The organism is Streptomyces ardesiacus (assembly GCF_003112575.1).
GTDB lineage: Bacteria > Actinomycetota > Actinomycetes > Streptomycetales > Streptomycetaceae > Streptomyces > Streptomyces ardesiacus.
Genome location: NZ_BEWC01000008.1, coordinates 500,629 through 526,975 on the forward strand (window position 1 = coordinate 500,629; position 26,347 = coordinate 526,975).

24 protein-coding genes and 1 pseudogene are annotated in these 26,347 nt (G+C 74.0%); 12 read left to right on the forward strand and 13 right to left on the reverse strand.

The genetic code is table 11. From position 1 onward, the window contains the following. Nucleotides 1-659 precede the first annotated feature (659 nt). Nucleotides 660-1,769 (reverse strand): ABC transporter substrate-binding protein, encoded by a 1,110-nt coding sequence (locus Sdi02f_RS27290; RefSeq protein ID WP_108934196.1) that lies wholly within the window; start codon nucleotides 1,767-1,769, stop codon nucleotides 660-662. A 592-nt stretch (nucleotides 1,770-2,361) separates the two neighbouring features. Here Sdi02f_RS27290 and Sdi02f_RS36585 point away from each other — a divergent pair. Both Sdi02f_RS36585 and Sdi02f_RS36590 read left to right on the forward strand, forming a co-directional pair. Next, nucleotides 2,362-2,727, forward strand: a complete 366-nt coding sequence (locus Sdi02f_RS36585) for a site-specific integrase (RefSeq protein WP_245962242.1) — start codon at nucleotides 2,362-2,364, stop codon at nucleotides 2,725-2,727. Next, the gene (locus Sdi02f_RS36590; protein ID WP_053639798.1) at nucleotides 2,697-2,933 is read left to right on the forward strand and encodes a site-specific integrase; all 237 of its coding nucleotides are present in this window, start codon (nucleotides 2,697-2,699) and stop codon (nucleotides 2,931-2,933) included. Before Sdi02f_RS36585 ends, Sdi02f_RS36590 begins: the two co-directional genes overlap by 31 nt. Nucleotides 2,934-2,960: 27 nt before the next feature. On the opposite strand, the gene sigJ is transcribed toward Sdi02f_RS36590, so the two are convergent. From sigJ to Sdi02f_RS27315, 4 genes are all read right to left on the reverse strand, one after another. Continuing rightward, complete coding sequence (gene sigJ, locus Sdi02f_RS27300; protein ID WP_108934197.1) at nucleotides 2,961-3,905, reverse strand: RNA polymerase sigma factor SigJ; 945 nt, start codon at nucleotides 3,903-3,905, stop codon at nucleotides 2,961-2,963. Between the two features lie 7 nt (nucleotides 3,906-3,912). Continuing rightward, a complete protein-coding gene (locus Sdi02f_RS27305; protein WP_234436721.1) occupies nucleotides 3,913-4,722 on the reverse strand; it encodes an SDR family oxidoreductase in 810 nt (269 codons plus the stop codon). Then, nucleotides 4,719-5,144 (reverse strand): hypothetical protein, encoded by a 426-nt coding sequence (locus Sdi02f_RS27310; RefSeq protein WP_030398946.1) that lies wholly within the window; start codon nucleotides 5,142-5,144, stop codon nucleotides 4,719-4,721. Before Sdi02f_RS27310 ends, Sdi02f_RS27305 begins: the two co-directional genes overlap by 4 nt. Nucleotides 5,145-5,272: 128 nt before the next feature. After that, entirely contained in the window at nucleotides 5,273-5,953 is a 681-nt protein-coding gene (locus Sdi02f_RS27315) for a TetR/AcrR family transcriptional regulator (protein ID WP_108934273.1), read from the reverse strand. Between the two features lie 101 nt (nucleotides 5,954-6,054). Between Sdi02f_RS27315 and Sdi02f_RS27320 the strand changes: the two genes are divergently transcribed. Next, nucleotides 6,055-7,020 (forward strand): NAD(P)-dependent alcohol dehydrogenase, encoded by a 966-nt coding sequence (locus Sdi02f_RS27320; protein WP_053665605.1) that lies wholly within the window; start codon nucleotides 6,055-6,057, stop codon nucleotides 7,018-7,020. A 330-nt stretch (nucleotides 7,021-7,350) separates the two neighbouring features. Here Sdi02f_RS27320 and Sdi02f_RS37010 read toward each other — a convergent pair. The 3 genes and pseudogenes from Sdi02f_RS37010 to Sdi02f_RS27340 all read right to left on the reverse strand — a co-directional run. Continuing rightward, nucleotides 7,351-7,566, reverse strand: a pseudogene (locus Sdi02f_RS37010) (lanthionine synthetase C family protein); the annotation flags it as partial. Between the two features lie 184 nt (nucleotides 7,567-7,750). Next, on the reverse strand, nucleotides 7,751-8,620 hold the full coding sequence (locus Sdi02f_RS27335; RefSeq protein WP_053639793.1) for a phosphoenolpyruvate hydrolase family protein: 870 nt from the start codon (nucleotides 8,618-8,620) through the stop codon (nucleotides 7,751-7,753). Between the two features lie 78 nt (nucleotides 8,621-8,698). Then, nucleotides 8,699-9,922, reverse strand: coding sequence for a Tm-1-like ATP-binding domain-containing protein (locus tag Sdi02f_RS27340; RefSeq protein ID WP_031081294.1), 1,224 nt, complete (start codon nucleotides 9,920-9,922; stop codon nucleotides 8,699-8,701). 115 nt (nucleotides 9,923-10,037) lie between these two features. Between Sdi02f_RS27340 and Sdi02f_RS27345 the strand changes: the two genes are divergently transcribed. After that, nucleotides 10,038-11,423, forward strand: a complete 1,386-nt coding sequence (locus tag Sdi02f_RS27345; protein ID WP_051783115.1) for an aminotransferase-like domain-containing protein — start codon at nucleotides 10,038-10,040, stop codon at nucleotides 11,421-11,423. Further along, nucleotides 11,420-11,683 (forward strand): hypothetical protein, encoded by a 264-nt coding sequence (locus Sdi02f_RS27350; RefSeq protein ID WP_031081296.1) that lies wholly within the window; start codon nucleotides 11,420-11,422, stop codon nucleotides 11,681-11,683. Before Sdi02f_RS27345 ends, Sdi02f_RS27350 begins: the two co-directional genes overlap by 4 nt. A gap of 53 nt (nucleotides 11,684-11,736) precedes the next feature. Here Sdi02f_RS27350 and Sdi02f_RS27355 read toward each other — a convergent pair whose 3' ends face one another. The 4 genes from Sdi02f_RS27355 to Sdi02f_RS27370 all read right to left on the reverse strand — a co-directional run bounded on the left by Sdi02f_RS27355 (nucleotide 11,737) and on the right by Sdi02f_RS27370 (nucleotide 16,747). Beyond that, nucleotides 11,737-12,363, reverse strand: a complete 627-nt coding sequence (locus tag Sdi02f_RS27355) for a histidine phosphatase family protein (protein WP_108934198.1) — start codon at nucleotides 12,361-12,363, stop codon at nucleotides 11,737-11,739. Between the two features lie 104 nt (nucleotides 12,364-12,467). Then, on the reverse strand, nucleotides 12,468-14,627 hold the full coding sequence (locus Sdi02f_RS27360) for a SpoIIE family protein phosphatase (RefSeq protein ID WP_053639788.1): 2,160 nt from the start codon (nucleotides 14,625-14,627) through the stop codon (nucleotides 12,468-12,470). 183 nt (nucleotides 14,628-14,810) lie between these two features. Then, nucleotides 14,811-15,995, reverse strand: a complete 1,185-nt coding sequence (locus tag Sdi02f_RS27365; protein ID WP_108934199.1) for a beta-ketoacyl-[acyl-carrier-protein] synthase family protein — start codon at nucleotides 15,993-15,995, stop codon at nucleotides 14,811-14,813. A gap of 296 nt (nucleotides 15,996-16,291) precedes the next feature. Then, entirely contained in the window at nucleotides 16,292-16,747 is a 456-nt protein-coding gene (locus Sdi02f_RS27370; RefSeq protein WP_030398957.1) for a DoxX family protein, read from the reverse strand. Nucleotides 16,748-17,082: 335 nt separating this feature from the next. On the opposite strand from Sdi02f_RS27370, the gene Sdi02f_RS27375 reads away from it, so the two are divergent. The 3 genes from Sdi02f_RS27375 to Sdi02f_RS27385 all read left to right on the forward strand — a co-directional run bounded on the left by Sdi02f_RS27375 (nucleotide 17,083) and on the right by Sdi02f_RS27385 (nucleotide 19,425). Further along, nucleotides 17,083-17,817, forward strand: a complete 735-nt coding sequence (locus Sdi02f_RS27375; protein WP_030398958.1) for a lytic polysaccharide monooxygenase — start codon at nucleotides 17,083-17,085, stop codon at nucleotides 17,815-17,817. Nucleotides 17,818-17,965: 148 nt separating this feature from the next. Beyond that, complete coding sequence (locus Sdi02f_RS27380; protein WP_031081301.1) at nucleotides 17,966-18,397, forward strand: NfeD family protein; 432 nt, start codon at nucleotides 17,966-17,968, stop codon at nucleotides 18,395-18,397. Between the two features lie 2 nt (nucleotides 18,398-18,399). Then, nucleotides 18,400-19,425 carry an SPFH domain-containing protein gene (locus Sdi02f_RS27385; RefSeq protein WP_030398960.1) on the forward strand — a complete coding sequence of 342 codons (1,026 nt, stop codon included), beginning with the start codon at nucleotides 18,400-18,402 and terminating at the stop codon, nucleotides 19,423-19,425. Nucleotides 19,426-19,429: 4 nt separating this feature from the next. Here Sdi02f_RS27385 and Sdi02f_RS27390 read toward each other — a convergent pair whose 3' ends face one another. After that, nucleotides 19,430-20,344: a DUF3152 domain-containing protein gene (locus tag Sdi02f_RS27390; protein ID WP_108934274.1), complete on the reverse strand. Its 915-nt coding sequence runs from the start codon at nucleotides 20,342-20,344 to the stop codon at nucleotides 19,430-19,432. 113 nt (nucleotides 20,345-20,457) lie between these two features. Here Sdi02f_RS27390 and Sdi02f_RS27395 point away from each other — a divergent pair, with 113 nt between their 5' ends. The 4 genes from Sdi02f_RS27395 (at nucleotide 20,458) to Sdi02f_RS27410 (ending at nucleotide 26,326) form a co-directional block, all read left to right on the forward strand. Next, the gene (locus Sdi02f_RS27395) at nucleotides 20,458-21,147 is read left to right on the forward strand and encodes a response regulator (protein ID WP_030398962.1); all 690 of its coding nucleotides are present in this window, start codon (nucleotides 20,458-20,460) and stop codon (nucleotides 21,145-21,147) included. Nucleotides 21,148-21,158: 11 nt separating this feature from the next. Further along, nucleotides 21,159-22,670, forward strand: a complete 1,512-nt coding sequence (locus tag Sdi02f_RS27400) for an ATP-binding protein (RefSeq protein WP_037798205.1) — start codon at nucleotides 21,159-21,161, stop codon at nucleotides 22,668-22,670. After that, nucleotides 22,667-23,389 (forward strand): hypothetical protein, encoded by a 723-nt coding sequence (locus tag Sdi02f_RS27405; protein ID WP_245962243.1) that lies wholly within the window; start codon nucleotides 22,667-22,669, stop codon nucleotides 23,387-23,389. The genes Sdi02f_RS27400 and Sdi02f_RS27405 overlap by 4 nt, the downstream gene beginning before the upstream one ends. Before the next feature lie 135 nt (nucleotides 23,390-23,524). Then, entirely contained in the window at nucleotides 23,525-26,326 is a 2,802-nt protein-coding gene (locus tag Sdi02f_RS27410) for a hypothetical protein (RefSeq protein ID WP_108934200.1), read from the forward strand. The last annotated feature ends 21 nt before the right edge of the window (nucleotides 26,327-26,347 follow it).

The window sequence follows — 26,347 nt, forward strand, 5'->3', positions numbered from 1 at the left end:
CACTGTGACAGGCCAGCAAGGACAGCCATCCGCCCCCGTCCACACCCACGCCCACCCCCGGTCCGCCCGGCCCCGTTCCCCCGTGACTCGGTGCACAGCCGTCCCGTGGCCCGCTGGCATCACGGTCGTCACACGGCGACCTGGAGGTCACAGAAGTTCCCCCGCGCCGTACACAAGTCCCCACGCGGAAGCGGAGAAAGCGGTCGTGCTTCCGGGGGCGGAATGAGCGGCAACCGGATTGACCAAAACGGTGAGCGCGTCGCCAACGGCGCGGGGGAGACACACGAGCGGGATTCCTCTCGAAGATCACGGACAAGTCGGCGATCTTCGTATCGGGCCCTGTCTTCGTCTGTACGGGGTTTGACTGTTGACTCACCCTCCCGGGGGGCACATCACATGATCGGCGGGGAGGGTTCAACCAGCATGCCTCCGCGGCGTGCGACACGCTCTGGCCCTCGCGCTGACCGCGTGACCCGCCAACCCCACCGAGCCCCGGCGCCACCCGACGGACCCGCACCACCGGCCGCTCCAGCGCCACGAGGTACGACAAGCTCGCTGTCCGCTACGAGGTGACCGTCCTCGTCGCCGCCGTCAACGAGTGGCTGTGACCAGCACTTTCGAAGTTCGGCAGAGCGGGGCAGTTGGACTTCCATGCTCACTCAGCCGACGTGGAGGATCCGGAAGCGGTCGGGTTCCGCCGGGTCCCGGTCAACGACTTGGACTGGTGTCCAGGCCCATTGCCAGACGCTGATGCCCGGCGTGCGGGAGAACCGGATCGGCCTGCGGGTGCCCTCGACCGCCACGCGCGGCCATGACTCGGCGATGGCCGCCCGGTCCGTGCCGTGGGAACGCAGCACCGCAGCGAGGACGGCGACGGTGTCCCAGCCCTCGAAGGCGACGAAGGAGGGCGCTTCGCCAAGCCGCTCGCGGAGTTCCTTCCCGACGCGTTCACCGAGCGGACCGAGGCGCTCGGGCAGGTAGCGCAGGAACGGGACCCCGGCGCCGTCCTCGCCCAGCGCCGCGGCCCATTCCGCGAACTCCGGTTGTCCGGCCGGAGCGCCGACAAGGATCTCCGCGAGCCGCCGGTCGCCCCGGACGGCCCGGACGATCGGCACCGCCGGCTCCGGATGGCCGACCAGCAGGAGGAGCGCCGTCGCGCCATCGTCGACGAGCGCGTCGCACAGGGCCTCGGGCGTGAGCGTCGCGTCGAGTTCGAGGACGGTGCCGCCGCGGGGAGCGAGGTGGTCCCGCAGGATGCGGGTCCCGGACGCCCAGTAGACGCTCGGCTGGGTCACCACGGCGATCCGACGCCGGCCCGAGCGGAGGAGGAAGTCCGCGTAGATCCGCCACCCGTAGGACTGGGCCGGGGCCAGACGCGCGACCCACTCCGTCGGTTCCTCGGTGAGCGTGTCGAGCACCGCGGAGGAGCAGAGAAACGGCACGCCGAGGGCGTCGGCTCGGGCAGCGGCGGCGCGGGCGACCACGCTGTGATACTCACCCACCACGGCGGTCACGCCCAGGTGGGCCAGTTCGTCCACGGCCGCCGCAGCCCGCTCCGGATCGGCCGCGGTGTCCCGGACCACCAACTCCAGTGGTCTGCCGTCGATCCCGCCGGCGTCGTTGACCTCGCGAACGGCCAGGTCGAGTCCTGCGAGCAGGTGTCGGCCCGCCTCGACCCAGCCGGGCCGCGTCAGCGGGACGAGAGCACCCAGGCGGATGGACGACCCGTCTGTGTGCTCCGCTCCGGACGGCGATGGTGGCGTGTTCATCGGGTGGCGTCTCCCCTGGGACGATGCGGTCGCGGTCCGCCCGGATCGCGCGCCGGCCGCTGACGGTGCGCGATCATCACGTCCCGCCGAGGCAGGCGCGCCCGGGTGATCATGCCGGTCATTGGATCCAACTCCCGCGCCCATAGGCAACCGAGATTTCGCTCGCTGAGCCGCCAGGCTTCGTCGTCATCGGCACCAGCGAGGGCCTGCACCCAGCCGGCGGAGCGGTCACCTCTGGTCGTTCAGTGGGCGCAGCGCCACGGCGTGGAGGTCGCGCAGCGCCTGGCGGACGCGGAGGACTTCGCGGACCAGGTGCAGCGGCGACTGCGACCGGCCAACACGACGGACACGTACGCGAAGGCGTGGAAGGTTGGGACGCGGTTCTGCGCGGCGCTGGGGTTCCCCGAACCGGAGGCCACGCGCGGCGCGTTGGTGGCGTTCGTCGTCTGGCTGCTGGACCGGGGCCGAGTGGACGGGAAGGGCTACGCCGCCTCGTCGGCGAGCACGATCCTCGCCGGGGCCGTAGTCGAACTGCGCCGCCGCGGTGCGCAGGTGGGCCGGGACGACCAGGCGCAGGCGCGGGCGACGCTGGATGCGGCGGCCGTGGAACTGCCTCGCCGGCGCCCGGGACAAGGCAGTCGTCCTGCCCGGCTTCCCCTACGCCTCGCGCGCGGGGGACCCCGCCGGCCTCCTCGTCGGGGACGTAGCCCTCACGCCGCGCGGCCTGGTGGTATCGGTACTCACCGGCAAGACCAAGCACAGCGTCCGCGACGCGAGAATCAACTACCAACAGGACCCGGAGATCTGTCCGGTGGAGGCATGGAAGGCGTACCGCACCCGCCTCGCCGCTGAGGCCGACCCGCGCTGGTCGGAGGCCGGCGCGCCCGCGTTCGTCGGCGTCGACCGGCACGGAACGTCACCGGCGGCATGGTCCCCGACTCCGTCACCCGGGCCGTGAAGCGGATCAGCGCCCGTGCCGGCACCCCGCTCGCCTGGACCGACCACTCCCTCCGCATCGGCCTCGCGACCACCGCCCGCAAGAAGGGCAAGGACGCCGTGGCCATCGCCGACCAAGGCGGATGGGCCCGGCACTCCCGCTCCACGAACGGCTACTTCCAGCGGGTCGACGGCTGGGAGGACAACGCCACGGCCGGGCTCACCTGACTCCCACCCGGTGATCGGAACGCCGCCTCATTCCGTGCCGTACCTCGTCCACGCACGCAGCTTGTCCGGGTTGACCACCAGCCACAGGTCGGCGATCAGACCGTCGCGGATGCCCATGGACAGGACGGCGACCGTGGTGCCGGCGATGCGGACGGACAGGCCCGGGGCGCCGTTGACATCGTCCTCGACGAGTTCCACCTCCGGTTCCTGGCGCAGGAGGCCGAGGACGAGGCGGGCCACCTTGTCCTGGCCGAGTACGGGACGCAGCGCCGCCCGCACCTTGCCGCCGCCGTCGCTGCGCGACTTGACGCCGGGGTCGAGCAGATCGACGAGAGCGCCGAGGTCACCGGTCTCGCATGCCTCGCGGAAGGCGGAGACGACCCGCCGGTGCTCCGGCGTCGTGCTGCTGCCGGTCCGTTCGCGGGCGAGGCGCCTGCGGGCGGAGGAGGCGAGTTGGCGGCAGGCCGCGGGGGTGCGGCCCACCGTCTCGGCGATCTCCGTGAACGGCACGCCGAAGACGTCGTGCAGGACGAAGGCGACGCGTTCCGCGGGCGTGATCGTCTCCAGGACCACGAGCATGCCCATGCTGACGGATTCGTCGAGGGTGATCCGGTCGGCGGGGTCGCCCGCGTGCGCGGCGTCGGTACTGCTCCACGTGGCGCTGTGCCGGACGGGTTCGGGCAGCCATTCACCGGTGTAGCGCTCCCGCCGCATCCGCGCGGAAGCGAGGTGATCGAGGCAGATGCGCGAGGCGACCCGGGTCAGCCACGCCTCCGGGGCCGCGATCGCCTCCCGGCCCTCCTCGGAGAGGGCGTACCAGCGCGCGTACGTCTCCTGGACGACATCCTCGGCCTCCTGCACGGATCCGAGCATCCGGTAGCCGAGATTGAGCAGGTGGCGGCGCTCGGCCAGGAGAGAGTGGAGGGTGGGGGCGGAGTCGGATCCGGATTCGGCGTCGGAGGGCGTGGGCATCCGCTCGTCACCCCCTTCCGGCGGCCGGGGCGGTGTCGGCCACGTGGTGGGCGAGCCAGGCGTCGAAGGTCTGGCTGCCGCGCGGTCCCCGGCCGGTCGGCAGCAGTCCGTCACCCTTCATGGCCCGGCCCGCGGCGCCGGGGAAGGTGACCGGCAGCAGCAATCTCCGCTCGTTCCGGGCCCGTAGCAGGCGGCGCGTCAGGTCGACGAGCTGCTCGACGGCCGGCCCGGCGAGATCGGGGGCCATACCTTGCGCGGGGGCGAGGGCGAGGCGGACCAGGTGCTGAGCCACCTCGCGGGCGGCGACCGGCTGCGTCCGCATCCTGGGCACCACCGCGAGCGGTCTCGGCACCCGGTCGAGCGTCTGCTGCGCGAACTCGTGGAACTGGGTGGCGCGCAAGACGGTCCACGGCGTCGCGCCGTTGCGCACCACGTCCTCCTGGCGCAGCTTGCCCTGGTAGTACCCCATGCCGACCCGGTCGATCCCGACGATCGACAAGGCGACGTGGTGTCCCACCCCGGCCCGCGCTCCGGCGTCCAGGAGTTCACGGCTGACCCGCTCGAAGAACGCGCACGACTTCTTGGCGCTCGTCGTGGTCAGGTTGCTCACGTCGATGACCGCCTCGGCGCCCCGCAAGGCGGCGTCGAGCCCCGCCCCCGTCGTCAGGTCCACCCCTCGTGAGCGGGCGAGCACCACCGGCTCGTGTCCGGCCGCGGTCACCTCCTCGACCACGAGCCGTCCGACCAGCCCGGTCCCTCCAGCCACCGCGATCCGCACGCCGATCCTCGCCTCCGCCGTCGTGTTCTCGTACGTCACCGTGTGCCGTTCCGTCGTACGGGGCCGAGCGGCACCAGGAGCAGAACGGAGACGAGCACCAGCGCGGACAGGGACAGGACGTTGAGCACCTGGTCGCGCGTCCCGTACATGTCGAGATGTTGGACGTGATAGCTGAAGTGGAGCACGTTGAACACCAGCCACACCGCGCCCGTGATCCGGACCAGCCGGTTGTCGCGTACGTCCCGCAGAGCGATCAGCGTCAGCGCGGCCAGGGCCAGGAACATCGCTCCGGTGTCCTTGGCGAGGTGCTCGTTGTACGGGCCCAGCCGCGGGAGCCAGCTCAATCCGAACCCGGGGAAGTTCTCGTGCCACGTCTCCGGTGCGAAGTAGGCCCACGCGCCCGTATACAGGGCAGTCACGACCAGCAGGCCGAGACACCCGTAGCGCAGTTTCGTGTTCATGCCCCTACGACGAGACAGCTCCGTCCGATGTGAGGTCCAGCCCTCTCACATTCTTCGGCCCGGCTGGGTCCTGTCGCGAAAGCGGAGCTGTCGGACTGGGCGTGCCCTGCGGCAGGTACCGTTTCATGTCAGGCTCTGGAGGACCGCTGACCCTGGGGACTGTCCGTCGCAATCGGGAAGCTGCGCAGTGTCAGCGCAGTCGGCGGGGGCAGCGGTTTGTTGGCCGGGTCGGTGCGGAACGACTGGAGCAGATAGGCCACCAGGCGCCGGGACGCTGCACCGTCGTCCGGCAGAGCGGTCACCAGACCGCAGTGCGCCAACAGGGCCACGGCGAGGTCGGAAGGGTGAAAATCGGCCCGCAGTGCGCCCGACGCCTGGGCCCTGCGCACCAGAGTCGTGAAGTCCCGCTCGGCTCGTTGCCGGTACGGCGCGTGTTCCGACGTGCTGTCCGGGAAGGCCGCGGCGAACGCGGCCGGGAATCCGCGTTCCTCCCGTTGCAGAGCGCAGACCGTCTCGACCAGCTGCTGGAAGCCTTGCCACGGGTCAGGGTCGGCCAGAGCCTCGGTGAGCGCCCGCGCGCAGGTCTCCATCTGCTGCGCGAACGCGCCCCTCACCAAGGCGTCCCGGGTCGGGAAATGCCGGTACAGCGTCGCCACGCCGACCCCGGCCCGTCGGGCCACGGTCGCCATCGGGGCGTCGATCCCGTGCTCCGCGAAGACCGCACGGGCGGCGACGAGGACCCGCTCCCGGTTGCGCCGGGCGTCCGCCCGCACCCCGTCCCGGGCTGTGATCCGAGAGGCTTCCGTCATCACTGTCTCTCACTTCCGGTCCAAGCGGACGATTGCGTCCACTTGAGAGCTTACGGTCGATGCCAGATCCCTGTACGGCCCCCGGCGGCAAAGGCAGAACCATGGACGACCGCATGATGAAGGCAGTGCTCTACGACCGCTACGGCGGCCCCGACGTGCTCTACACGGGCCGCGTGCCCCGCCCCGAGCCGGCCCCCGGGGAGGTCCTGGTGAAGGTGCGCGCGTTCAGCGTCAACGGCGGCGAACTGGCAGCCCGTGCCGGCCGCCTCCGCCTCCTGACCGGCCGGAAATTCCCCAAGCGCGTCGGCTTGGACTTCACCGGCGAGGTCGCCGCGCTGGGGGCCGGCGTCACGCGGTGCGCGGCCGGCGACCGCGTGTGGGGGGTCTTGGGCCGCACCTCCGGGTTCGGCAGCGCCGCCGAGTACGTGACCGTACCCACCGAGCGGGTCGGCCGGGTCCCCGACGGCCTTGACCTGGTGGACGCCGCCGCACTGCCGGTGGCCACCACGGCCATCACCGCGCTGCGGGACAAAGCCGGGCTGCGCCCCGGCGAACGACTCCTCGTCCGGGGCGCGGCGGGCGGTGTCGGCAACGCCGCCGTCCAGCTCGGACGGGCGTACGGCGCAGAGGTCACGGCCCTGGCCCGCGCAGCCAACCTCGACTTCGTCCGCGGGCTCGGCGCGCACAAGGCCGTCGACCACCGGAGCGTGCGGCCGGCGGAGTTGGGCCGGTTCGACGTGGTCGTGGACACCGCGGGGACCGACCTGCGGGCCTTCCGGCGCCTGCTGAATCCCGGCGGGCGCATGGTCACCATCGCCTTCGACCTGAAACGGCCCGCTGCGTCGCTCGGCTACCTCGCGGCCAGCACGGTCCACGGACACGGCCGGGTGCGCTTCTTCAGCGGCAACCCCACGCGGGCGGACTTCGACGACCTCGCCCGCCACGTGGCCGAGGGCAAGCTGAGCCCTGCGGTGGACACGGTCTTCCCCCTGGAGGAGACAGCAGCGGCACACCATGCGCTGGAGGCGGGCGGCGTCCAGGGCAAGTACGTGGTCAGGGTCGCGTAGGACATCTGTGGCGGTGTTGATCACATCCACTCGTTGAGGGCAGCGACGAGCACGGTCGCCTCGTAGCGGACCGTTGGCTCGTTGCCCGCCAGCGGCGCCGCCGTCGTGCCACCGAGTGGTACGTCGACAGGCAGGTCTGCCTCAGTGGCAAGGCCCGCGGAGACATCGCCCAGGCCCAAGAGCGCGCCGGGCGGGGCAGTGCTGCGACCCCGCCGCATGGGAAGGTCATCGCGGAGCCGAGCTCCGGCTTCTAGCGCTTCCTGTTGGCCTGCCAGTACCGGGACGGCTTGTGGCCCGGCCTCGCGGGCGCCTTCCCCTACGCCCCCAACCGGCTGCGGCGCAGGCGAGCCAGTCGTGGGCGCGCTGCCACGGCCCCTGGCCGGTGTGGGCCCGCTCGATGTGCAGCAGCGCGACACCGGCCGCGCCGTGCGCGAGCGACTGCGGTCACCAGCCCTGACGGTGATGCCGCCCCCGTATGTCCTGCGGCGAGGCGAGCCGCTCGGCGATCGTGTCGGCGGCGGCCCGCCCGCTTTCACGCAGGTTCATGCGCAGCGATCCTTCGACCACGGTGCGCGTGTGGGCGGGCGCGGCCGTGGACATCGCTGACCTCCTCGTCCTGGTCCGCGTCCCGCGACGCGGAGGGAGTACCGAGCCGGACAGCGTGTCCACGCCGGGACGATGACCGCTGAGGCGGGGCGAGGGTGGCGGGGCGTACCGGCGGCGACCGGGGTCAGCCGCGCGGGGAGGTGCCGGAGCCGGGGCCGCCGCTCTCCGCGGCCGGCAGGGCCAGCGACTTGAAGGCCTCGGTCTGCCGGCGGATGCCCGTCTCCGTGGGCAGCCGCTCGATCGAGCTGGCGCCGAAGAAGCCGACCACGCCGCGCGTGCGCGACAGCACGTACTGGGCGTCCCCGGGCTCGGCGATCGGCCCGCCGTGGCACAGGACCATGATGTCGGGATTCACCTGCACGGCCGCGTCGCGCATCGCCTGGATCCGGTCGACGCACTCGTCGAGACCGAGCGCGGTGGTGGCCCCGATCGTCCCCTTGGTGGTCAGCCCCAGGTGGGGCACCAGGACGTCGGCGCCGGCCTCCGCCATCGCCGCGGCCTGGTCCGGGTCGAAGACGTACGGAGCCGTCAGCAGGTCCCGCTCGTGTGCGGCGGCGATCATCTCGACCTCGTGGCCGAAGCCCATGCCGGTCTCCTCCAGGTTCTGCCGGAAGACGCCGTCGATCAGCCCCACCGTCGGGAAGTTCTGCACGCCCGTGAAGCCGGCCTCCTTCAGCCGGTCCAGGAACCGGCCCATCACCCGGAACGGATCGGTGCCGTTGACCCCGGCGAGCACGGGGGTGTCCCGCACCACCGGGAGCACCTCGTCGGCCATCTCCATCACGATCGCGTTCGCGTCGCCGTACGCCAGCAGGCCCGCCAGCGATCCCCGGCCGGCCATGCGGTAGCGCCCGGAGTTGTAGATGATCAGCAGATCGATGCCGCCCGCCTCCGCGGACTTGGCGGAGATGCCGGTGCCGGCGCCGCCGCCGATGACCGGGCGGCCGGACGCCACCGTCTCCCTCAGCCGCCGCAGGGCCGTTGCGCGGTCCATGATGTCGCTCCTTCCTCGTGCCCACGGTGCGTGGGCCGTTCGCTGCCTGCCCGGCGCCGGGTCGGGCCGGGCCCCGGGTCACCGTCCGGCGGTGATCAACTCGTGCAGGCGGTGCGCGGCCCGCCGGCCGAACCCCGGGTCGTTGATGTGCGCGTCGTCCTCCACGACCTCCACGGCCGACCCGGCCAGCGCCTCGCGCAGCGCGGCGAACAGCGCCGCGTCCGCCTCCGCGTCCCGGAACGGGCCGCCGTCCCGGTCGACGCCGCTCACGCCGCGCAGCGGCAGGAACACCGTGACCGGTCCCCGCGCCGCGGCGAGCTTGGCGCCGATGCGCCGTCCCAGCTCGGCGTTCTCCGCGGGCGTCGTACGCATCAGGGTCACCGTCGGGTTGTGGACCACGAACGTGCGGTCGTCGAACCGGGCCGGGACGGTCGCGCGCGGCCCGAAATTGACCATGTCCAGCGCGCCGGGCGACACGACCTGGGGGACTCCGCGCGCGCCGGCCGCCTCCAGACGGCCGGGCCCGGCGCTGAGCACGCCGCCGACCAGGTCGTCGGCCAGCTCCGTCGTCGTCAGGTCCAGCACGCCCGCGAAGCGGCCGTCACCGGCCAGCTTCTCCAGGGTGCGGCCGCCGGCCCCGGTGGCGTGGAAGACCAGCGGCTCGTAGCCCAGCCGGTCCAGCTCCTCCCTGGCCTCGTCGACCGCCGGGGTGGTCAGGCCGAACATCGACAGCCCCACCAGCGGGCGGTGCCCGGCGGCGGGGGCCGCACGCCGCCGCGCGTACTCCCGCGCCATGGCGGAGACGCCCGCCGCCGCGTTGCCGAAGACCTGCTCGGACAGCGAGTTGATCCCGGCCACGTCCACCACCGCGTACATGAGCGTGACGTCCACCGCGCCCACGTACGGGGTGACATCGCCCGCGGCCATCGTGGACACCAGCAGCTTCGGCACGCCCACCGGCAGCTCCTGCACCGCCCGGGACGCCACCGACGTGCCGCCCGAGCCGCCCACCGCCAGCACGCCGTCGAGGCGCCCGGCCGCGTGCAGGCCGGTGACGGTCCGGGCGGCGCCCGCCGCCATCGCCTCCATCGCCCTCCCGCGGTCGCCCGCGGCCCGCAGCGCCGCCAGGTCGGCGCCCGCCGCCCGCGCCACCTCCGCCGCGGTGACGTCCGCGGCGGCGTCCGACAGCGGACCGACGTCCACCGTCACCACGTCCACCCCGTGACCGCGCAGCCGCTCCGCGAGCCACGCGTACTCGGCACCCTTGGTGTCCAAGGTGCCGAGGAGCACCACCGTCGCCATGTCCCTACCTCCCGCTCTCCTTCGAGCCGACGTACCCATCCTCGGGCTCCGCCGGTCGGCGGCGTGGTCCACTTGGAGGCAAGTGGTCCACGCCGGTCGGGAGAGGAGCGGGCGCATGCGCGGCGAGGCGGAACGGGTGGCACGCCTGCTCGGCGCGTGGCGCACGGACCAGCCCGTGCGAACGGCCCTGCGGGACGCCCTGGCCGAGCTGGTCGACGGCGCGCACCTGCCACCGGGGTGGCGCATGCCGGGACAGCGGGACCTCGCGGAGGCGCTCGGCGTCGCCCGGGGCACCGTCGCGCGGGCGTACGCGGACCTCGTCGCCGACGGCCGCCTCGCCCCGCGCCACGGCTCGGGCACCTACGTACGCGGTGCGCGCGGTGCCGCACGGCCGGGGGAGGGGCGGCTGACCTCCTTCGACGGCGCACGGCCGGTGGTGGACCTGTCCTCCGGCGCGCTCCCCGGATCCGACCTGGTCGCCGACGTCATGCCGGAGGTCGGCCGGCTGCTCCGGGACCACCTGCGCGGACCCGGCTACCACCCCGCCGGCCTCCCCGAGCTGCGGCAGGCGCTGGCGGCCGACTTCACCCGCCGGGGGGTGCCGACCCGCGAGGACGAGGTAGTGATCACCGCCGGATCGCAGCAGGCGGTCTGGCTGATCGCCACGGCGCTCACCGGGCCCGGCACGCTCACGCTGGTGGAGGACCCGAGCTACCGCGGCGCGCTGGAGGCGTTCGCCGGCGCGGGCGGCCGGGTCCAGGGCGTACGGTTCACCTCCGCCGGCCTGGACCTCGACCTGCTCGCGCGCGCCGGCGCCGGGGCGGACCTGCTCTACGTCCAGACCGCGCTGCACAATCCGACGGGCGTCCACACGCCCGGTCCGCGGCGCCGGGCCCTGGGCGAACTCGCCGCGCGCCATGGACTGCTGGTGGTGGACGACCAGTCCCAGGCCGACCTGGGCTGGCACCGGTCCCAGCCGCTGCCGGGCCTGGACCAGCACACCGACCCCGCCGGACTGCTGACCGTCGGCACCCTCTCCAAGCTGTTCTGGGGCGGCATCCGCGTCGGCTGGGTCCGCGGTCCCCGCGAGTTGGTCGGGCGGCTGGTGGAGGTGCGCCGGGCGGTGGACCTCGGCAGCCCCGTCGCCGACCAGCTCGCCGCCCTCCTCCTGCTGCCCCGTGCCGCGGAGCAGCGGGAGCACCGGCGCGCGTTCCTGCTGCGGCAGGCCGCGGACACGGAGGAGGTGCTCCGCGCGACGCTTCCGCACTGGCGGTGGCAGCCCCCGGCCGGCGGCTCCGGCCTGTGGATCGACACCGGCGGCAACGCCGTGCGGCTGTCCGGCCGGGCCCTGGAGCGCGGCCTGCGGCTCACCCCGGGCCCGGCGTTCTCCCCGCATCACAGCCACGACCGCTACGTCCGCCTCCCGGTGTGGCTCCCGCACAGCACCGTGCTCGACGTCGCCCGCACCCTGGCCGGCCTCTGCGCCCCGCGCGAGGAGTGAAGGCCCCCGTCCGGGGCCGCCGATGCACGCCTGCACGCCGCGGACGAGCGAGCCGCGACGTCGGCGACACCACCGCGGGGCACAAGCGCCGCTTCCTCAAGTCCTCCGAGCCGCTCGCCGACGTCTCCGCCGGCCGGAACAGCCGGAACATCCGGAACAGCCGGATCGTCACCCTCGGCTCCGTCGACCTCGTCGAGAGCCCCCGCGACCCGGCCGCCGTCGGCTTCCTCGCGGCCGTCCTGCGCGGTCACGGCTCCTGAGTACCCGTCCGGCATGCCGACGGCGACGCCGGACGCCGTGGCGACACCCGCGCTCAGACGTGCTCCTCGCGGGGAAAACCCGTCCAGCGCAGCTCGGGAGGCAGGTGCCGCATGTCGTTGGAGACGAGGACGGAGGCCGCCCGGCCGGGGGCGTAGCGGATGACCGTGAGCGCCGCGTTGCCGTGGTTGAGGCCGAGCCACCGCCACTTCGGGGCGTACAGGGCGTCACGGACGAGCCAGCCGACGAGGAAGTTGTGGGTGACGACCAGTTCGTGCCGGTCCTCGGTGCCGTTCGTCACCGGCCCGGTGAACCGGCGCAGCGCCTGCCGGGCGAGTTCCGCTCCGCGTTCCCGCTCCTCGTCCGTGACACCGGCGAGGAAGCGGAGGCAGTGGTCCGCCGACTCGGGCGGGAGCTCGGCCCGTTCCGGTACGTGGGGCAGGTAGTCACCCGCGGCCTCCGAGACGCACGGAGTGACACCGGTCAGCTCGCCGGCGACCAGGCGCGCGGTCTGCCGCGCCCGCGGCAGCGGGCCGTGGTGGAAGGCGGCGAAGGGGATGCCCCGCAGCCGCCTGCCCAGCAGCGTGGCCTGGCGTCGTCCCGCCGCCGTCAGTTCGGTCCCCTCCGGGGACGCCTCGCCGTGCCGGGCGAGACAGAGGTAACGGGTGGCCGTGCCGGTCATCTCGGACTCCTCGGGGCGCGCGGGTGATCTCGTGCTTCGACCGACGCAGGCCCTCCGCGCCCCGGTTCCGGTTCCCACTCCCGGCGTGCGCCCCCGCGGCGGCCTCAGCGGGCGACCTCCGCCCAGACCACCTTGCCGGACTCGGTCCAGCGCACCCCCCACCGGGTGGTGAGCCGGTGCACCACGTGCAGGCCGCGGCCCCTGTCGTCGAGGGTCCGGCCCCGGCCCAGCCGCGGCCTGCCGTTGCCGGTGTCGCCGACCTCGCACAGCAGGCCGTGCCCGGCCCGGATCAGCCGTACGGTGATGGGTCCGCCGGCGTGGCGGACCGCGTTGGTGACCAGCTCGCTGACCAGGAGCAGCACCTTGTCCCGGGTGGCGTCCCTGGTGTCCCACTGCCGCAGCAGCGCGGAGACCAGCGCGCGGGCCCGCGCGGCCGCGTCCTCGCGGGCCGGCAGGCGCCAGGTGGCGGTGTCGCCCTTGCGGTGGCCGATCGTGCGCGCGAGCAGCAGCGTCACGTCGTCGCGCCGGTGGGCCGGCATCACCTCGGAGACCACCTTCCGCGCGGCCTGCTGCAGTGCGTCCCAGGGGTGCACCGCGGCCACGGCCTCCGTCAGCCTGCCGATGCCCTCGTCGATCGGCAGGGCCGGGTCCTCGACCAGACCGTCGGTGTAGAGGGCGAGCAGGGAGCCCGGGGGAGCGGCGAAGGTGTGCACGCCGAACGGCTCCCGCAGGGCGAACTCGGCGCCCAGTCCGGGGTGCGGGTGGACCGGGAGGGCGCCGGCCCGTCCGTCCGGCGACACCAGGATCGGGGGGAGGTGGCCCGCGTTGGACAGCGCCAGCCGGTGGCCGACCGGGTCGTAGACGGCGATGCAGCAGGTCGACCCGAGGGCGCTGTAGCCGGCCGCCAGGCCGGAGTCCGTGTCGTCCAGCAGCGTCACGGTCTCGTCCAGGTGCTCCAGCACCTCGTCGGGCGCGAGCCCCGCCGACAGCAGCGCCCGGGCCTCCATGCTCAACTGGCCCATCGTCGCCGCGGCTCCCAGGCCGTGGCCGACGACGTCGCCGACCACCAGCGCGGTCCGTCCGTCGGGCAGGGGGAAGCTGTTCACCCAGTCACCGCCGACGCCCGCGCTGTCGGGCGTGGTGGGCTGGTAGACGCTGGCGGTCTCGACGGTGCCGCCGCCGGAGCGCGGCAGCAGCCGGCGCTGCAGGGCCAGCACCTGTGTGTGCTCGCGCTGGTGCTGACGGGCCAGGTCCACGTGGTGGGAGGTCCTGGCCACCAGTTCCTGCAAGTCGAACAGCTCACTGTCGGCGAAGGGCCGGTCCGCCCGCCGCCAGACCTCCGCCACGCCCAGGACGACGGGCGGATCGCCCTCCAGGACCAGCGGCACGCAGGCCACCCCCGCCGAACGCTCCCCGGGCACCAGGGCCCGCACCAGTCGCGGACTCCCGAGCACGCGCTCGATCGCGGCGCGGTCGGGGAGGACGATGGACCGCGGTGCGTCGGCACGCCGTATCGCCCGCGCCAGCAGCCGGCTCGCCTCGCTCGGGAGGTCCTCGCCCAGGGTGACGTACCCCTCGGGCCACGCCCGGTCCGGCACCAGCGCCGCCCGTCGCAGCCGGATGCGGTCCTGCGCCCGGTCGGTGACGCGCTCGCCCGTCCACACGGCGAAGTCGAGGTCGATGGCGGCCACGTCCCCCCAGGCCAGCAGGGACTCCGCGAGCGACTGCGCCGTCTCGCCGATGTCCAGGGAGGTGCCGATCGCGGTCTCGGCGGCGTACAGGTGCAGCCTCCTGGCCATCGCGATCACGGAGACGGTCAGCCCCTCCCGGGGAGCCGCCGCGGGCAGGATGCTCATCGAGACGACCAGCTCCGACCCGTCGGTGCGCCGCAGGCGCTGCACCCGGGCGACGTGCGCCTCACCGGTCTCCAGGACCTGGCGCAGCCGGCGGGTGACCGTCGGTACGTCCCCCTGGGGCAGCAGGTCGACGAACGGTCTGCCGATCGCCGCGTCCAGTCCGGCGAAGACGGGGGCGTCGAGGTTGCGGTGGGTGACTCTCAGTTCCCGGTCGAGGTTGACCGCACCGAGGATCTGCTCGGGCCGGCCCGCCGCGTGGCGGTCGTGCTCCGGCGGGTGCCCCGCGGGGTCGGCGGGCGAATCGGCGGGGCCGGGCCCTGCCGCCCGGTCGTGGGGGAGGTAGCGCCCCAAGGCGCTGCTGACCAGGTCGAACCGCGACGAGGACGAAGAGGGGGGTGTGGAGTCCATGCGGCTCCCTCAGCTCACTCGCCAACCCTGGCACAGTGCCGGGGCCGTGCCCGAACCCGTGCGGAAGAGCCCCGAGTACCCCGACCGCACACCCCATTCAATAACACCCGCGGACGCTTCGCCCACCCCTGCGGACCGCGGGGCGGCCACGGACGGTGACCGGTTCCCGTCCCGGGGAGGTTCTTACAGCCACTCGCCTTCCAGGGCGGTGGCCGTCAGGCCCGGGGCCGCCGCGTACAGGACGGCACGGCTGCCCGCCTTCTGGCCCGCGTCGTAGGCCCGGCGCAGGATGTCGAAGACGGCGGCGCCGCCGCGGTTGCCGGTGGTGTAGCTGTCCCGGCTGTGGCGCAGGAGTCCCGACGGCCACTCCCCGGGCATCGTCTGCTCCATGTACTCCAGCACGCGGGTGCCGCCGGGGTGTGCGAGCAGCAGGTCGGGGTGCCAGGAGCGGGGGTCGTCCTCGTGGCGGCCCCGGAGCCACTCCCACATCGCGGCGACCGTCTCCTGCACCGCCCGCGGCCCGCGCCGGTCCATCACGAAGTGGGTGCCGTCCGCCCGCGTCTCCAGACGGTGCAGGTCCCGCGTGCCCGGCAGGGTGTGGTGCCAGGAGGCGTCCAGCCGGAGCACCGACTCGGGCCTCGGGCGGCCCGTGACCACCGCGGCGACGGCGGTGTCGGCGAACAGCAGCCGGACGATCAGGGACTCCAGGGTGTCGTCCGCGGGCTGGTAGGTCGTGCTCAGGGCCTCGGAGATCACGACCAGGACCACCCGGTCGGGGTCCGCCGCCACCAGGTCCGCCGCCAGCGCCAGCGAACGGGTCCCGGCCACGCAGGCCCACTGCGCGGCCGGCAGCAGCATGGTGTCGCCGCGCAGCGGAAGCCGGTTGGCCAGGGAGACGTCCAGTCCGGGCAGTGCCGGGGTGGTGGAGTTGCTGGTGATCAGGCAGTCGACGTCCGCGACGTCCAGCCCGGCGATCTGCAGGGCCCCGCGCGCCGCACGCTCCCCGTAGGCCTGCACGGCCTCCCAGGCCGGAGCGGTGCGCTCCTGCACGGTCTGCGGTGCCGGTACGGCCTCGAGCGCGGCGATCACGCGGTCCGCGTCCCGCTCGGTGAACCCGTCGCGGAGCAGCGCCTCCCGGGCGGGCCCGGGGCCGGCCGGTCCCGCGCCGCTCCCGTTGCCGGGCGCGACGGCGGCCTCCAGCGGCAGCATCCAGCCGCGGGTCTCGATCCCCGTGCTCGCCGCGATGCCCTCGGCCCGTGGTGCCCACGCCGCGTCCGGGTGCCGGTCGTGCACCTCCGCCATGATCTCTCGGGTGTGCACGGAGTGCGCGCCGTGTATCACGGCGGGAGGGCACAGGTATGCGGCCACGGTCGGCACCTTTCTGCGGGGGTCTGCGCTGAGCCGGCGGCGACGGAGCGGCGCCACGCGTGCTGCGGCGTGGCCCGCTTCGGTCCGTCGCGACCAAGTCGTCGTCGGCGCACGCCACTTCGGGCGGCGTGTGCTCTCCTACGAGCATGGACGCGAAAAGGGCAATTGCGCAGTGACCCACGCAACGCGGACGGCCTCGGCGTGCGTGAGACGGCGCACACGCGCGGAGGCGGCCCGGTGTCCGGGCGGGGGGCGGGGCGTGCCGACCGTCGGCGTGGACGGCACGCCCCGCCCGCTCAGGCCGACGTCGGCGTGTCGGTGGGCAGCGACGCGGTGACCGGCCGGTCGTCCTCGCCCCGCCGGGGGCGCAGACGGGAGGCGAGGCTCCAGCGGCCCGGCCCGACGGCGGCGACCAGCAGGAAGGACCAGCAGAACATGGCCGCCGACTCCCCGCCGTTCTCGATGGGGAAGAGTCCGTCGGGCTGGTGCTCTACGAAGTAGGCGTACGCCATCGACCCGGAGCACAGGACGGCCGCGGCGCGGGTGGCGAGGCCGCACAGGACCAGGGTGCCGCCGACGAGCTGCACCACGGCGGCCCACCAGCCCGGCCACGCGGCGAAGCCGGGTGCGGCTCCGTGCGGTCCGCCCAGGACGTCGAACAGGGTGGCGGCTCCGTGGCAGGCGAACAGCAGGCCTGTGACGATGCGGAAGAGCGCGATCACGTGCTCCCTGCGTTTCTCCAACGCTTCCAACGGTGGTGCTCCTCTCTTGCGCAACGGCCGCGGGGGGACCGGGCGGCCGGTGGGGATGGTGCGCAGCACGGGGCGGGGCACGACGGCGTCCCGAGGGAGGGGGGAGAGACGCGCGGCCCATTCGACTTTTAACCATCGCCCCCACCCTTGTCTAGACCAATAGCCCAACGAGTCGCACTCGGTGCCGTCGCGTCAAGTGCGCACTCTCGTCCGTCGGTTGATGCGCACCCCCGTCCGTGGGTTGAGGGCGCGCGACCCCTTGACCGCACCGGCTTCCCCGCTATGGTCTAGACCTGAACTTGCCAGGTCTAGACCTGTAGCGAAAGGGGCACGAGATGCGCACGAAGAGACGGGTGGCCGTCGCGGTCGGGGCGCTGGTCGCACCGCTGCTCGCCGTCAGCCTCCCGGCGAGCACGGCCGGCGCCCACGGATGGGTGACCTCGCCCGGCAGCCGGCAGGACCAGTGCGCCGCGGGGGTCGTCGACTGCGGGCAGATCAAGTACGAGCCCCAGAGCGTCGAGGGGCCCAAGGGATTGAAGAGCTGCAGCGGCGGAAACAGCCAGTTCGCCGAACTCGACGACGACAGCAAGGGCTGGCGGGTCACCCCGGTCGGTACGACGCACACCTTCACCTGGCACCACACGGCGCGGCACGCCACCGCCACCTGGCAGTACTTCATCGGCGACCAGAAGATCGCCGAGTTCGACGGCCGCGGCGCGCAGCCCGCACCGGACGTGAGCCACCAGGTGGACTTCGGCGGCTTCACCGGCCGCCAGAAGGTGCTGGCGGTCTGGAACGTGGCGGACACCGGCAACGCGTTCTACTCCTGCATCGACGTCAACATCGGCGGGACCGGCGGCGGCGACGGGGGCGGGGGCGACGGCGGAAGCGGCGAGCCCGGTACCTGCGACGCGCCGGTGTGGAGCGCCGGCAGCGTCTACGGCGGCGGCGACACCGTCTCCCACGGCGGCCACCACTGGCGCGCCAAGTGGTGGGTGACCGGCGAGGAGCCCGGCACCACCGGTGAGTGGGGCGTCTGGGAGGACCTGGGAGCCTGCGCGGCGGCGTGACCCTCCCGGCCGCGTGACCGCGACCGGCCGGTGCGCACCGCCGGGGTGCGCGCCGGCCCCCGCCGGCGGCCCGACGATCCCCGCCCACGACCGGGTCCGCTTTTCCCGAAAGCCGGTAAAATAATTTCAAAGCGGAAAGGGGGTCGCAATGGATCCGTGGCTGATCTGGCTGATCGTTTCCGCCGTGATGATCGTGGCGGAGATCTTCACCCTGACCACCGCACTCGGAATGCTCGGCGTGGCCGCGCTGATCACGTCGGCATCCGCGGCGGCCGGCCTTTCCACTCCTTTTCAATTCCTGGTGTTCACGGTCGTCTCCGCGGTCACCCTCCTTTTCCTGCGCCCCGTCGCGGTGCGCCACCTGCACCAGCCCCAGACCGAGCGTTTCGGCGTGGAAGCCCTGGTGGGCCAGGCCGCCTACGTCGTCTCCGACGTCACGGGAAGGGACGGCAGGGTGCGTATCGGCGGTGAGGAATGGTCGGCCCGTTCCTACGACGAAACGCTGGTGATTCCCCGGGGTGCGACCGTCGACGTTCTGGAGATCAGCGGCACCACCGCATTCGTCTACCCCCGGGAGTGACCATGGAAGCCTCGGCGTTCCTCATCGCCGGTGTGATCGTCGCGCTTCTCGCCGTTTTCACCGTGGTGCGGGCGGTGCGCATCGTGCCGCAGGCCCGTGCCCGCAACGTCGAACGGCTGGGCCGCTACCACCGCACCCTGAAACCCGGACTGAGCGTGGTCATCCCGTACATCGACCGCGTCTATCCGGTGATCGACCTGCGTGAACAGGTCGTCTCCTTCAAGCCGCAACCGGTCATCACCGAGGACAACCTGGTCGTCGAGATCGACACCGTGCTGTACTTCCAGGTCACCGACCCCCGCGCGGCCTTCTACGAGATCGCGAACTTCCTCCAGGCGGTCGAGCAGCTCACCGTCACCACCCTGCGCAACGTCGTGGGCTCGATGGACCTGGAGAAGACCCTCACCTCGCGCGACACCATCAACAGCCAGTTGCGCGGGGTGCTCGACGAGGCCACCGGCAAGTGGGGGCTGCGGGTGAACCGGGTGGAGATCAAGGCGATCGACCCGCCGCAGTCCATCAAGGACGCGATGCAGAAGCAGATGCGCGCCGAGCGGGACAAGCGGGCCGCCATCCTGGGCGCGGAGGGCCAGCGCCAGTCGCAGATCCTCACGGCCGAGGGCGACAAGCAGGCCGCCGTCCTGCGCGCCGAGGGCAACCGCACCGCCGAGATCCTCAAGGCGGAGGGCCAGTCCCGGGCCATCGACGAGGTCTTCCAGGCCGTCCACCGCAACGACCCCGACCCCAAGCTGCTGGCCTACCAGTACCTCCAGGTGCTGCCCCAGCTGGCACAGGGCTCCGGCAGCACGTTCTGGGTCATCCCCAGCGAGGTCACCTCCGCGCTCCAGGGAGTGTCCCGGGCCTTCACCGAAGCGCTGCCCCAGTCGCCGGCCACCCGGGAGCACCCGTCCGACGACGGGGCCGCCCAGGCGGCCAGCGACACGGCGCAGGCCGCGGAGGCCGCCGCCCAGGCCCTCGCCGACGCGGCCAGGGCCAACGGCGTGCCCCCCGAGGGCCACGCGGCGTGAGCACTCAGAGCAGGGCCGGTCCCGTGACGGGCCGGCCCTCGGCGTCGTAGGGCCAGACATTGGTCCGGCAGCCGTGCAGTCCCTTGATCTGCTGCATCATCACGGGAGCCGGACGCCCCGCTCCCGGACACCCCTCGTGACCGTGGCCGAGGAAGTGCCCGACCTCGTGATTGATGATCAGCGCGCGGTACGACGTCACGTCGTCCGCGTAGTACTGCGTCGCCAGCAGCCACCGCTTGAGGTTGACCATCACGTCCTGGCCCACGTTGCAGTTGACCTCGCCGCCGGTGTCCAGGCCGTACCGGCCGCAGATGTCGTCCACCGTCGACGCCGTGGCGAGCCGCACCCGGAAGTCGGACGTCCCGCCGGTCACCCGCCGGAAGCCCACCTTCCCGTCGGCCGTCCAGCCCCGCTCGTCGGCGAGGACGCGCTCGACCTCGGCAGCGACCTCCCGTGCCGGGATCCCGATGCCGTCCTCGACCTGCACCACGTAGGTCAGGGTCCGTCCGCTGCCGCCGACCCGGTCGCCGCCCCCGTCGGCGGTGGCGAAGGTCCCGGGCCCGGACGACGGTATCGATCCGGGGTCCGGCTTCTCGTCCGTCCGCTTCTCCACGTCCTCCCCGGCGCCCTTCTCCTCCTCGTCCTTCTCCGGCGGGGGTGAGGGCGCGTCCTTCCGGGCCTCCTTCGTGCCGCCGGTCTGCGTCGGCGAGGGCGCGCCGGCGGCGTCGGCGGAGTGGCCGGTGGGCTCCGTGGCCCCCTTGAACGCCAGGCCCCCGGCGAGCACCAGGACGGCCCCGGCCGCGAGCCCCGGCCACAGCAGGCGGGACCGGCCGCCCCGTCGGCGGCGGGCACGGCCGCCACGGCGCCGGCGGCCCGTGGCGGAGGAGGGTGGGGGAGTCGGTCGGCGGCGCTCGTTCATGATCACACAGCGTGCTCCCGGCGTGTGATGGCGCGTGGACGCCTGGTGGACCGCTGTGTAACAGCCCTCACCCGCGGGCCGGCCCCCGCCCGCGCACACGCATACTGAGGTCCATGCCACGGGTCCTGATCATCGAAGACGACCGCGCCGTCCGGGACGGCCTGCTGCTGGCCCTGCGCCGGCAGGGGCACGAGGTCGCCGCCGCCGCGACGGGCGAGGACGGCCTGGAACAGCTCCGGTCGTTCCGGCCCGAGGCCGTGGTCCTCGACCTGATGCTGCCGGGCATGTCCGGCCTGGAGGTGTGCCGCCGCATCCGCGCCCACGACCAGCTCCCGATCATCATGGCCACCGCCCGCGGCGACGACACCGACATCGTGGTCGGACTGGAGTCCGGAGCCGACGACTACGTGGTCAAGCCGGTCCGCGCCCGCGTCCTGGACGCACGCATACGCGCCGTGCTGCGCCGCGTGGGCAGCACGTCCGACGACCCGGCCACGCCGCGCCCCGAGCACCACGGGGACCTGGTCATCGACCGGGCCGGACTGACCGTCACCCACCAGGGACGGCCGGTCGCCCTCGGCCCCTCCGAACTGCGGCTGCTGCTCACCCTGTCCGCCTCCGTCGGGCAGGTGTTCAGTCGTCAGCAGCTCCTGGAGGCCGTGTGGGAGCACAACTACCACGGGGACGCGCGGCTCGTGGACGCCTGTGTCAAGCGGCTGCGGTCCAAGATCGGGGAAGTGCCGGGCAGTCCGCGCTACGTCCACACCGTGCGCGGCTTCGGCTACCGGTTCGGCCCCCGGTGAGGGTGCCGCGGGTGCTGCGCGCACTGGTGGGGCTGCGCCTCAGGCTCGTGGTGGCCTTCACCCTCGTCGCCGTCGTGGCCACGGTGACCACCGGCGCACTGACCTTCCGCGAGGCCCGGACCGGGGTCCTGCAGCAGAGCCAGGACACGGTGATCGAGGAGTTCCGGCACCGGGTCAACACCCTGGTCCCCAACTACCGTTTCCCGCCCGAGCCGGCCGACCTCCAGTCCTTCGCCGCCGACGTGTCCAGGGGCGGACGGTCCCAGCCCTGGCGGGTGCTGGTCGCCTACCGGGACGCGAGCGCGACCTCCGTCCCCGACGACCGCTTCGCCGAACTGTCCTCGGCGATGCGCGAGTCCGTGCGCTCCCGCCGGGCCACCGTGTTCCAGCGCGTGTCGCACGACGGCCGATCCGCGCTGGTGGTCGGCATGCCCGTGACCTTCGCCGGCCAGTACAGCACCGAGCGGCGCGCCTCCGGACTCGAGGTCTACCTCACCGTGCCGCAGCAGGAGGAGCAGGGTTACGTCGACGCGCTGGTCAGCGCCATCGAACGTGCCACCGTGCCGGCGCTGGTCCTGGCCGTACTGATCGCGCTCCTCGCCGCCCGCGGCGTCCTGCGGCCGGTCCGGGCGCTGCGCCGGGCGACCCGCAGCATCGCCGAGGGCCGCCTGGACACCCGGCTCGCGGTGCAGGGGTCCGACGAACTGGCCGACCTCTCCCGCACGTTCAACGAGACCGCCGCGGCACTGGAGGGCTCGGTGGCGGAACTGCGGCGCATGGAGGCCGGCGCCCGGCGCTTCGCCGCGGACGTCTCCCACGAACTGCGGACCCCGCTGGCGGCGATGTCGGCGGTCACGGACGTGCTGGACGAGGACGCGGCCGGCCTGGACGACGACACCGCGACGGCCGTACGCCTCATCAGCACCGAGACCAGCAAGCTGGCCGCTCTCGTGGACGACCTCATGGAGATCTCCCGGTTCGACGCGGGCGCCGCCGCCCTGCACCTGGACGAGATCGACCTCGCCGAGTCCCTGCGCCGCACGCTCGCCTCCCGCGGATGGCAGGACACCGTGGAGACGGCGTTGCCGGGACCGGGGGAACTGCGCGGCCGGGTCGACCCGCGCCGCCTGGACGTGATCGTGGCGAACCTCGTCGCCAACGCCCTGAGACACGGCGCGCCCCCGGTCCGCCTGGACCTGCGCGTCCAGGACGACCCGACCGCCGGCAGGCAGGCCGTCGTCACGGTCCGCGACGGCGGGGACGGCATCCCCGAGAGCGTCCTGCCCCACGTCTTCGACCGCTTCTACAAGTCGGCCGACGCCCGCGCCCGGAGCGAGGGCAGCGGCCTCGGGCTGGCCATCGCCACGGAGAACGTACGCCTGCACGACGGCACGGTGCGCGCCGCCAACCATCCCGGGGGCGGTGCCGTCTTCACGGTCGTCCTGCCGCTTCCGCCGGACGACACGGAGGAGCGGACGACCACCCACCAGGACCCGAACCCGCCGACGGAGGCCCGGACATGAACCCCTCGGCGCGCCCGCGGACCGCCGCCCCGGCCCCGCGCACGCGTCCGCGCGACGGCCGTCCCGGCCGCGGTGCCCGGCGTGCGCTCCCCGTCGTCCTCGCGGCGCTGCTCCCCCTCGCCGCCTGCGGCATCCCCGAGACCGGTGTGGTCGAGGCGGGCGAACCCGCGACCGGCGTCCTGCAGCCGGGCGTCACGGCCGTGCCGTCGGAGACCGCACCCGAGGCGGTGCCCCTGGTCAAAGTCCCGCTCTACTTCGTCGAGGACGGCGCCCTGACGGCGGTGTCCCGCACCGTGGCGGCCCCCGGGGACCTCGGCAGCACCGTCCTCATGCTGTTCAAGGGGCCGGACGCCCAGGAGCGGGGGCGGGGGCTGACGACCGAGCTGCCGCCCATCGCCGTGGCCCCCACCATCCGCACCGACGGCACGGCGGTCACCGTCCAACTGCCGCGGACCGCCGCGGGCCTGAGCGACACGGCCGTCGACCAACTGGCCTGCACGGTGGCCGTCGCCCGGCTGCGGCAGGACCCGGCGCTGGGGAGCGCGCAGGTGACCGTCGAGCAGCCCGGCGGCCGACTGGCCGGCCGCTCCAGCGACGACTGCCCGTCCGGCGCGGCCCGCCCGTCCGGCGCCCCCGCCGAGACCGCCGCGGCCCCGGACCCCGAAGCCGGCCGGGGCACCGGCGGGAGCGTCGGCGGAATCGGGCCAACCGGCGGCTGAAGAGCGGCGGTTGACGGCTCACAGGCAACCCGGGGGAACTCCTTCCCCTCCTCCCACCAGGGGGCGCCCGCACGGGCGGGCGCCCCCGAACCGTGGCACGACCGAGCCACGGCCGAGGTGTTGAGGAGCCGATTCTTGATACGTGCTCGAACCACATGGGCCGCAGCGACAGCCGTACTGACCCTCGTCGGCATCGCCCCCACCGCGGCCCACGCCGACCCGCGTCCGCCCGGCAGCAGCACCGCACCGGTACGGACGGCCCCGAAGGACACCGCCGGCCTGCCGCCGGGCTGGCGGATCACCGGCACCGGTGCGGCCGCCGCCCTGGAGTGGCGCTCCCCGCGTCCCGTCCCGCCCGGCGACGCACGGGTGGAGTTCCACACCGACGGCAGTCGCCTCGGCGTACCGCGACCGGACGACGACGGCAGGACCTTCCGCCTGCCCCTCAAGGACGTCCCGCCGGCCGCGTTGGAGAGCCCGTCCGGCCTCCAGGTCCGCGCCGCAGGCCGCCGCCTGGACGGGGAACCGGGCGCCGCCGCCCGCGAACGCCGCCCCGCCGAGGCGCCCCCGGCGAAGCTGCCGCCCCTGCTCCCCGCCGGCTCCGTGGACCCGGGCCGCCCCGGCCGGTTCGCGACCACCACCGGCGAGTACACGCTCGACTCCGTCAAGCTGCCCGGGCTGCCCGCACCGGTCGAGATGCGCGGCGTGGTCGTCGCGCCCGAGGGGGCGACCGGCAAACGCCCCCTCGCGCTCTTCCTGCACGGCCGCCACGCCACCTGCTACGTCCCCGGCCAGGACGAGGAGTCCGTCACCATCGACTGGCCCTGCGCGGACGACGCCCGGCCCATCCCCAGCCACCGCGGCTATCTCCAGGACCAGAAGCTGCTGGCCTCCCAGGGCTACGTGACCGTCTCGATCTCCGCCAACGGCGTCAACGGCCAGGACGCCGTGGTCGAGGACGGGGGCGCCCAGGCCCGCTCGTCGCTGGTGCGCGCGCACCTGGCCCGCTGGGCCGACTGGGCGGCCGGCACCTCCGCCGCCCCGGCCGCCGTCCGCCAGAGCCCGAAGGCCGACCTGTCCCGCGTGCTGCTCGTCGGCCACTCCCGCGGCGGCGAAGGCGTCGCCCGGGCCGCCATGGACAGCCTCTACCCGCCGCCCGCGAGCCAGGACGGCCGGCCGGGCAGGGCCCGCTGGACCGTCCGCGGCACCGTACTGGTCGGCCCCACCGCCTTCGGCCAGAACCCGGTGCCCGACGTGCCGTCCCTGACCGTCCTGCCGGGCTGCGACGGCGACGTCTCCGACCTCCAGGGCCAGCTCTACGTCGACGGCACCCGCGGCGTCAGCCGGGGCCGGGCGCTGCACAGCGCGGTCCACATCACGGGCGCCAACCACAACTACTTCAACAGCGAGTGGACGCCCGGCCTCGCCGAGGCCCCCGCCTCAGACGACTTCTGGGAGGACCCCGAGTCCCCCGACCCGGTCTGCTCCGCCGGAAGCGCGACCCGGCTCACCGCCGCGCAGCAGCACCGGGCCGGCGCCACCTACGTCGCCGCGGCCGCCCGGCTGTTCGTCGCCGGTGACGACCGGGTGCGCGAACTGATCGACGGCACCGGACGCCGCGCCCCCTCGGCCGACCCGGCCCGGGTGCTGACCCACGCGGTCGGCGCCGGCCGCGGCGCCGGATTCCTTCCCGACGACGGTGTGCGGGTGACCGGCGGACGCCTGTGCTCCGCGGTCGACCCCGACCCGGCCGTCGCCTGCCTCGACGAGGACACGCAGGGCGCCTCGCCGCACTTCGCGTACTGGTGGCCGGAGCGGGAGACGGGCCGCGGCGCGGTCGCCCTGGACTGGACCGCGCCCGGCACCGCGACCCGCGTCCGGCCCCGCGCCCCCCTCTCGCTGAAGGGCGCCGACAGCCTCGCCCTGCGCGTCATCGTGCCGCCCGGCAGCACCGGCACCCGGCTCGACGTGTCTGTCACCGACGCCGCTGGCCGGCGCGCCACCCTCGGCGGCGTCCGTGCCGACGGCCTGCCGGGCAGCGAGCGCACCGCGTCCTACTGGGCGCAGGAACTGCGCGTACCGCTCACCGCCGCCGGCCGCGCCGGAGTGGACCTGCGCCGCGTCACCGCGCTGGAACTGACACCGCGTTCCCGCGCGGGCCGGGCCTGGCTGATGGACGCCCACGCCTGGCACCCCGGCACGCCCCGGGTGCGGCCGGCCCCGCTGGCCCGTGTCGACGTCGGCCGGACCACCGTCGAAGAGGGTGACTCCGGCGTGCGCACGTACCACGTGCCGGTGCGGGTCTCCGGCAAGGGCACCGGCACGGTCCGCATGTACGTCATGGCACCGGACGGCGGGGCCGAGGAGCGCCTGGTCACCGTGCGTTCCGGCCGTCCCTTCGCCGACGTGGCCGTGAAGGTGACCGGCAACACGCGGTACGGCGGGGACACGAGCCACGACCTGCTGGTCAAGGCCGTGCACGGCACCGTCGTCGGGTCCTACTCCGGCGGTGTGACGGTCGAGGAGGACGACCCGATGCCGGAGATCAGCGTGACGCCGGTGGCCGACGAGGTCACCGAGGGGCAGGCGCTGCGCTGGCGGGTCTCGCTGTCGGAACCCGCCGACGTGGACCTGGGCACGGTGCTGGTGGCGGTTCCCGACGACACCCGTCCCGAGCTGTCCACCAAGGACGTCGACCACGACTGGCTCCTCGAGAGGGCGGGGGAGGTCCCCGACGGTGAGGTGCCGCTCTCCCGGCTGGACTGGTTCGTGCTCTGGGCCGCCGTGCCGGCCGGTGAGACGGACACCGAGGTGACGGTGCCCACCGTCACCGACGAGGTCGCCGAACCGACCGAGTACATCGGTCTGCGGGGCACCGACGACTGGGGCAGGCCGCAGGGTCCGCTGCTGACCGGCGCCGTGCTCGACGCCCCGTAACCCGGCGTCCCGTCACCCCGG

Bases quoted from the DNA above. Each gene is read 5' to 3' on its own strand.
- Sdi02f_RS27290 (WP_108934196.1), bottom strand. From the start codon at position 1,769: ATGAACACGCCACCATCGCCGTCCGGAGCGGAGCACACAGACGGGTCG.
- Sdi02f_RS36585 (WP_245962242.1), top strand. From the start codon at position 2,362: ATGCGGCGGCCGTGGAACTGCCTCGCCGGCGCCCGGGACAAGGCAGTC.
- Sdi02f_RS36590 (WP_053639798.1), top strand. From the start codon at position 2,697: ATGGTCCCCGACTCCGTCACCCGGGCCGTGAAGCGGATCAGCGCCCGT.
- sigJ (WP_108934197.1), bottom strand. From the start codon at position 3,905: ATGCCCACGCCCTCCGACGCCGAATCCGGATCCGACTCCGCCCCCACC.
- Sdi02f_RS27310 (WP_030398946.1), bottom strand. From the start codon at position 5,144: ATGAACACGAAACTGCGCTACGGGTGTCTCGGCCTGCTGGTCGTGACT.
- Sdi02f_RS27315 (WP_108934273.1), bottom strand. From the start codon at position 5,953: ATGACGGAAGCCTCTCGGATCACAGCCCGGGACGGGGTGCGGGCGGAC.
- Sdi02f_RS27320 (WP_053665605.1), top strand. From the start codon at position 6,055: ATGGACGACCGCATGATGAAGGCAGTGCTCTACGACCGCTACGGCGGC.
- Sdi02f_RS27335 (WP_053639793.1), bottom strand. From the start codon at position 8,620: ATGGACCGCGCAACGGCCCTGCGGCGGCTGAGGGAGACGGTGGCGTCC.
- Sdi02f_RS27340 (WP_031081294.1), bottom strand. From the start codon at position 9,922: ATGGCGACGGTGGTGCTCCTCGGCACCTTGGACACCAAGGGTGCCGAG.
- Sdi02f_RS27345 (WP_051783115.1), top strand. From the start codon at position 10,038: ATGCGCGGCGAGGCGGAACGGGTGGCACGCCTGCTCGGCGCGTGGCGC.
- Sdi02f_RS27355 (WP_108934198.1), bottom strand. From the start codon at position 12,363: ATGACCGGCACGGCCACCCGTTACCTCTGTCTCGCCCGGCACGGCGAG.
- Sdi02f_RS27360 (WP_053639788.1), bottom strand. From the start codon at position 14,627: ATGGACTCCACACCCCCCTCTTCGTCCTCGTCGCGGTTCGACCTGGTC.
- Sdi02f_RS27375 (WP_030398958.1), top strand. From the start codon at position 17,083: ATGCGCACGAAGAGACGGGTGGCCGTCGCGGTCGGGGCGCTGGTCGCA.
- Sdi02f_RS27380 (WP_031081301.1), top strand. From the start codon at position 17,966: ATGGATCCGTGGCTGATCTGGCTGATCGTTTCCGCCGTGATGATCGTG.
- Sdi02f_RS27385 (WP_030398960.1), top strand. From the start codon at position 18,400: ATGGAAGCCTCGGCGTTCCTCATCGCCGGTGTGATCGTCGCGCTTCTC.
- Sdi02f_RS27390 (WP_108934274.1), bottom strand. From the start codon at position 20,344: ATGAACGAGCGCCGCCGACCGACTCCCCCACCCTCCTCCGCCACGGGC.
- Sdi02f_RS27395 (WP_030398962.1), top strand. From the start codon at position 20,458: ATGCCACGGGTCCTGATCATCGAAGACGACCGCGCCGTCCGGGACGGC.
- Sdi02f_RS27405 (WP_245962243.1), top strand. From the start codon at position 22,667: ATGAACCCCTCGGCGCGCCCGCGGACCGCCGCCCCGGCCCCGCGCACG.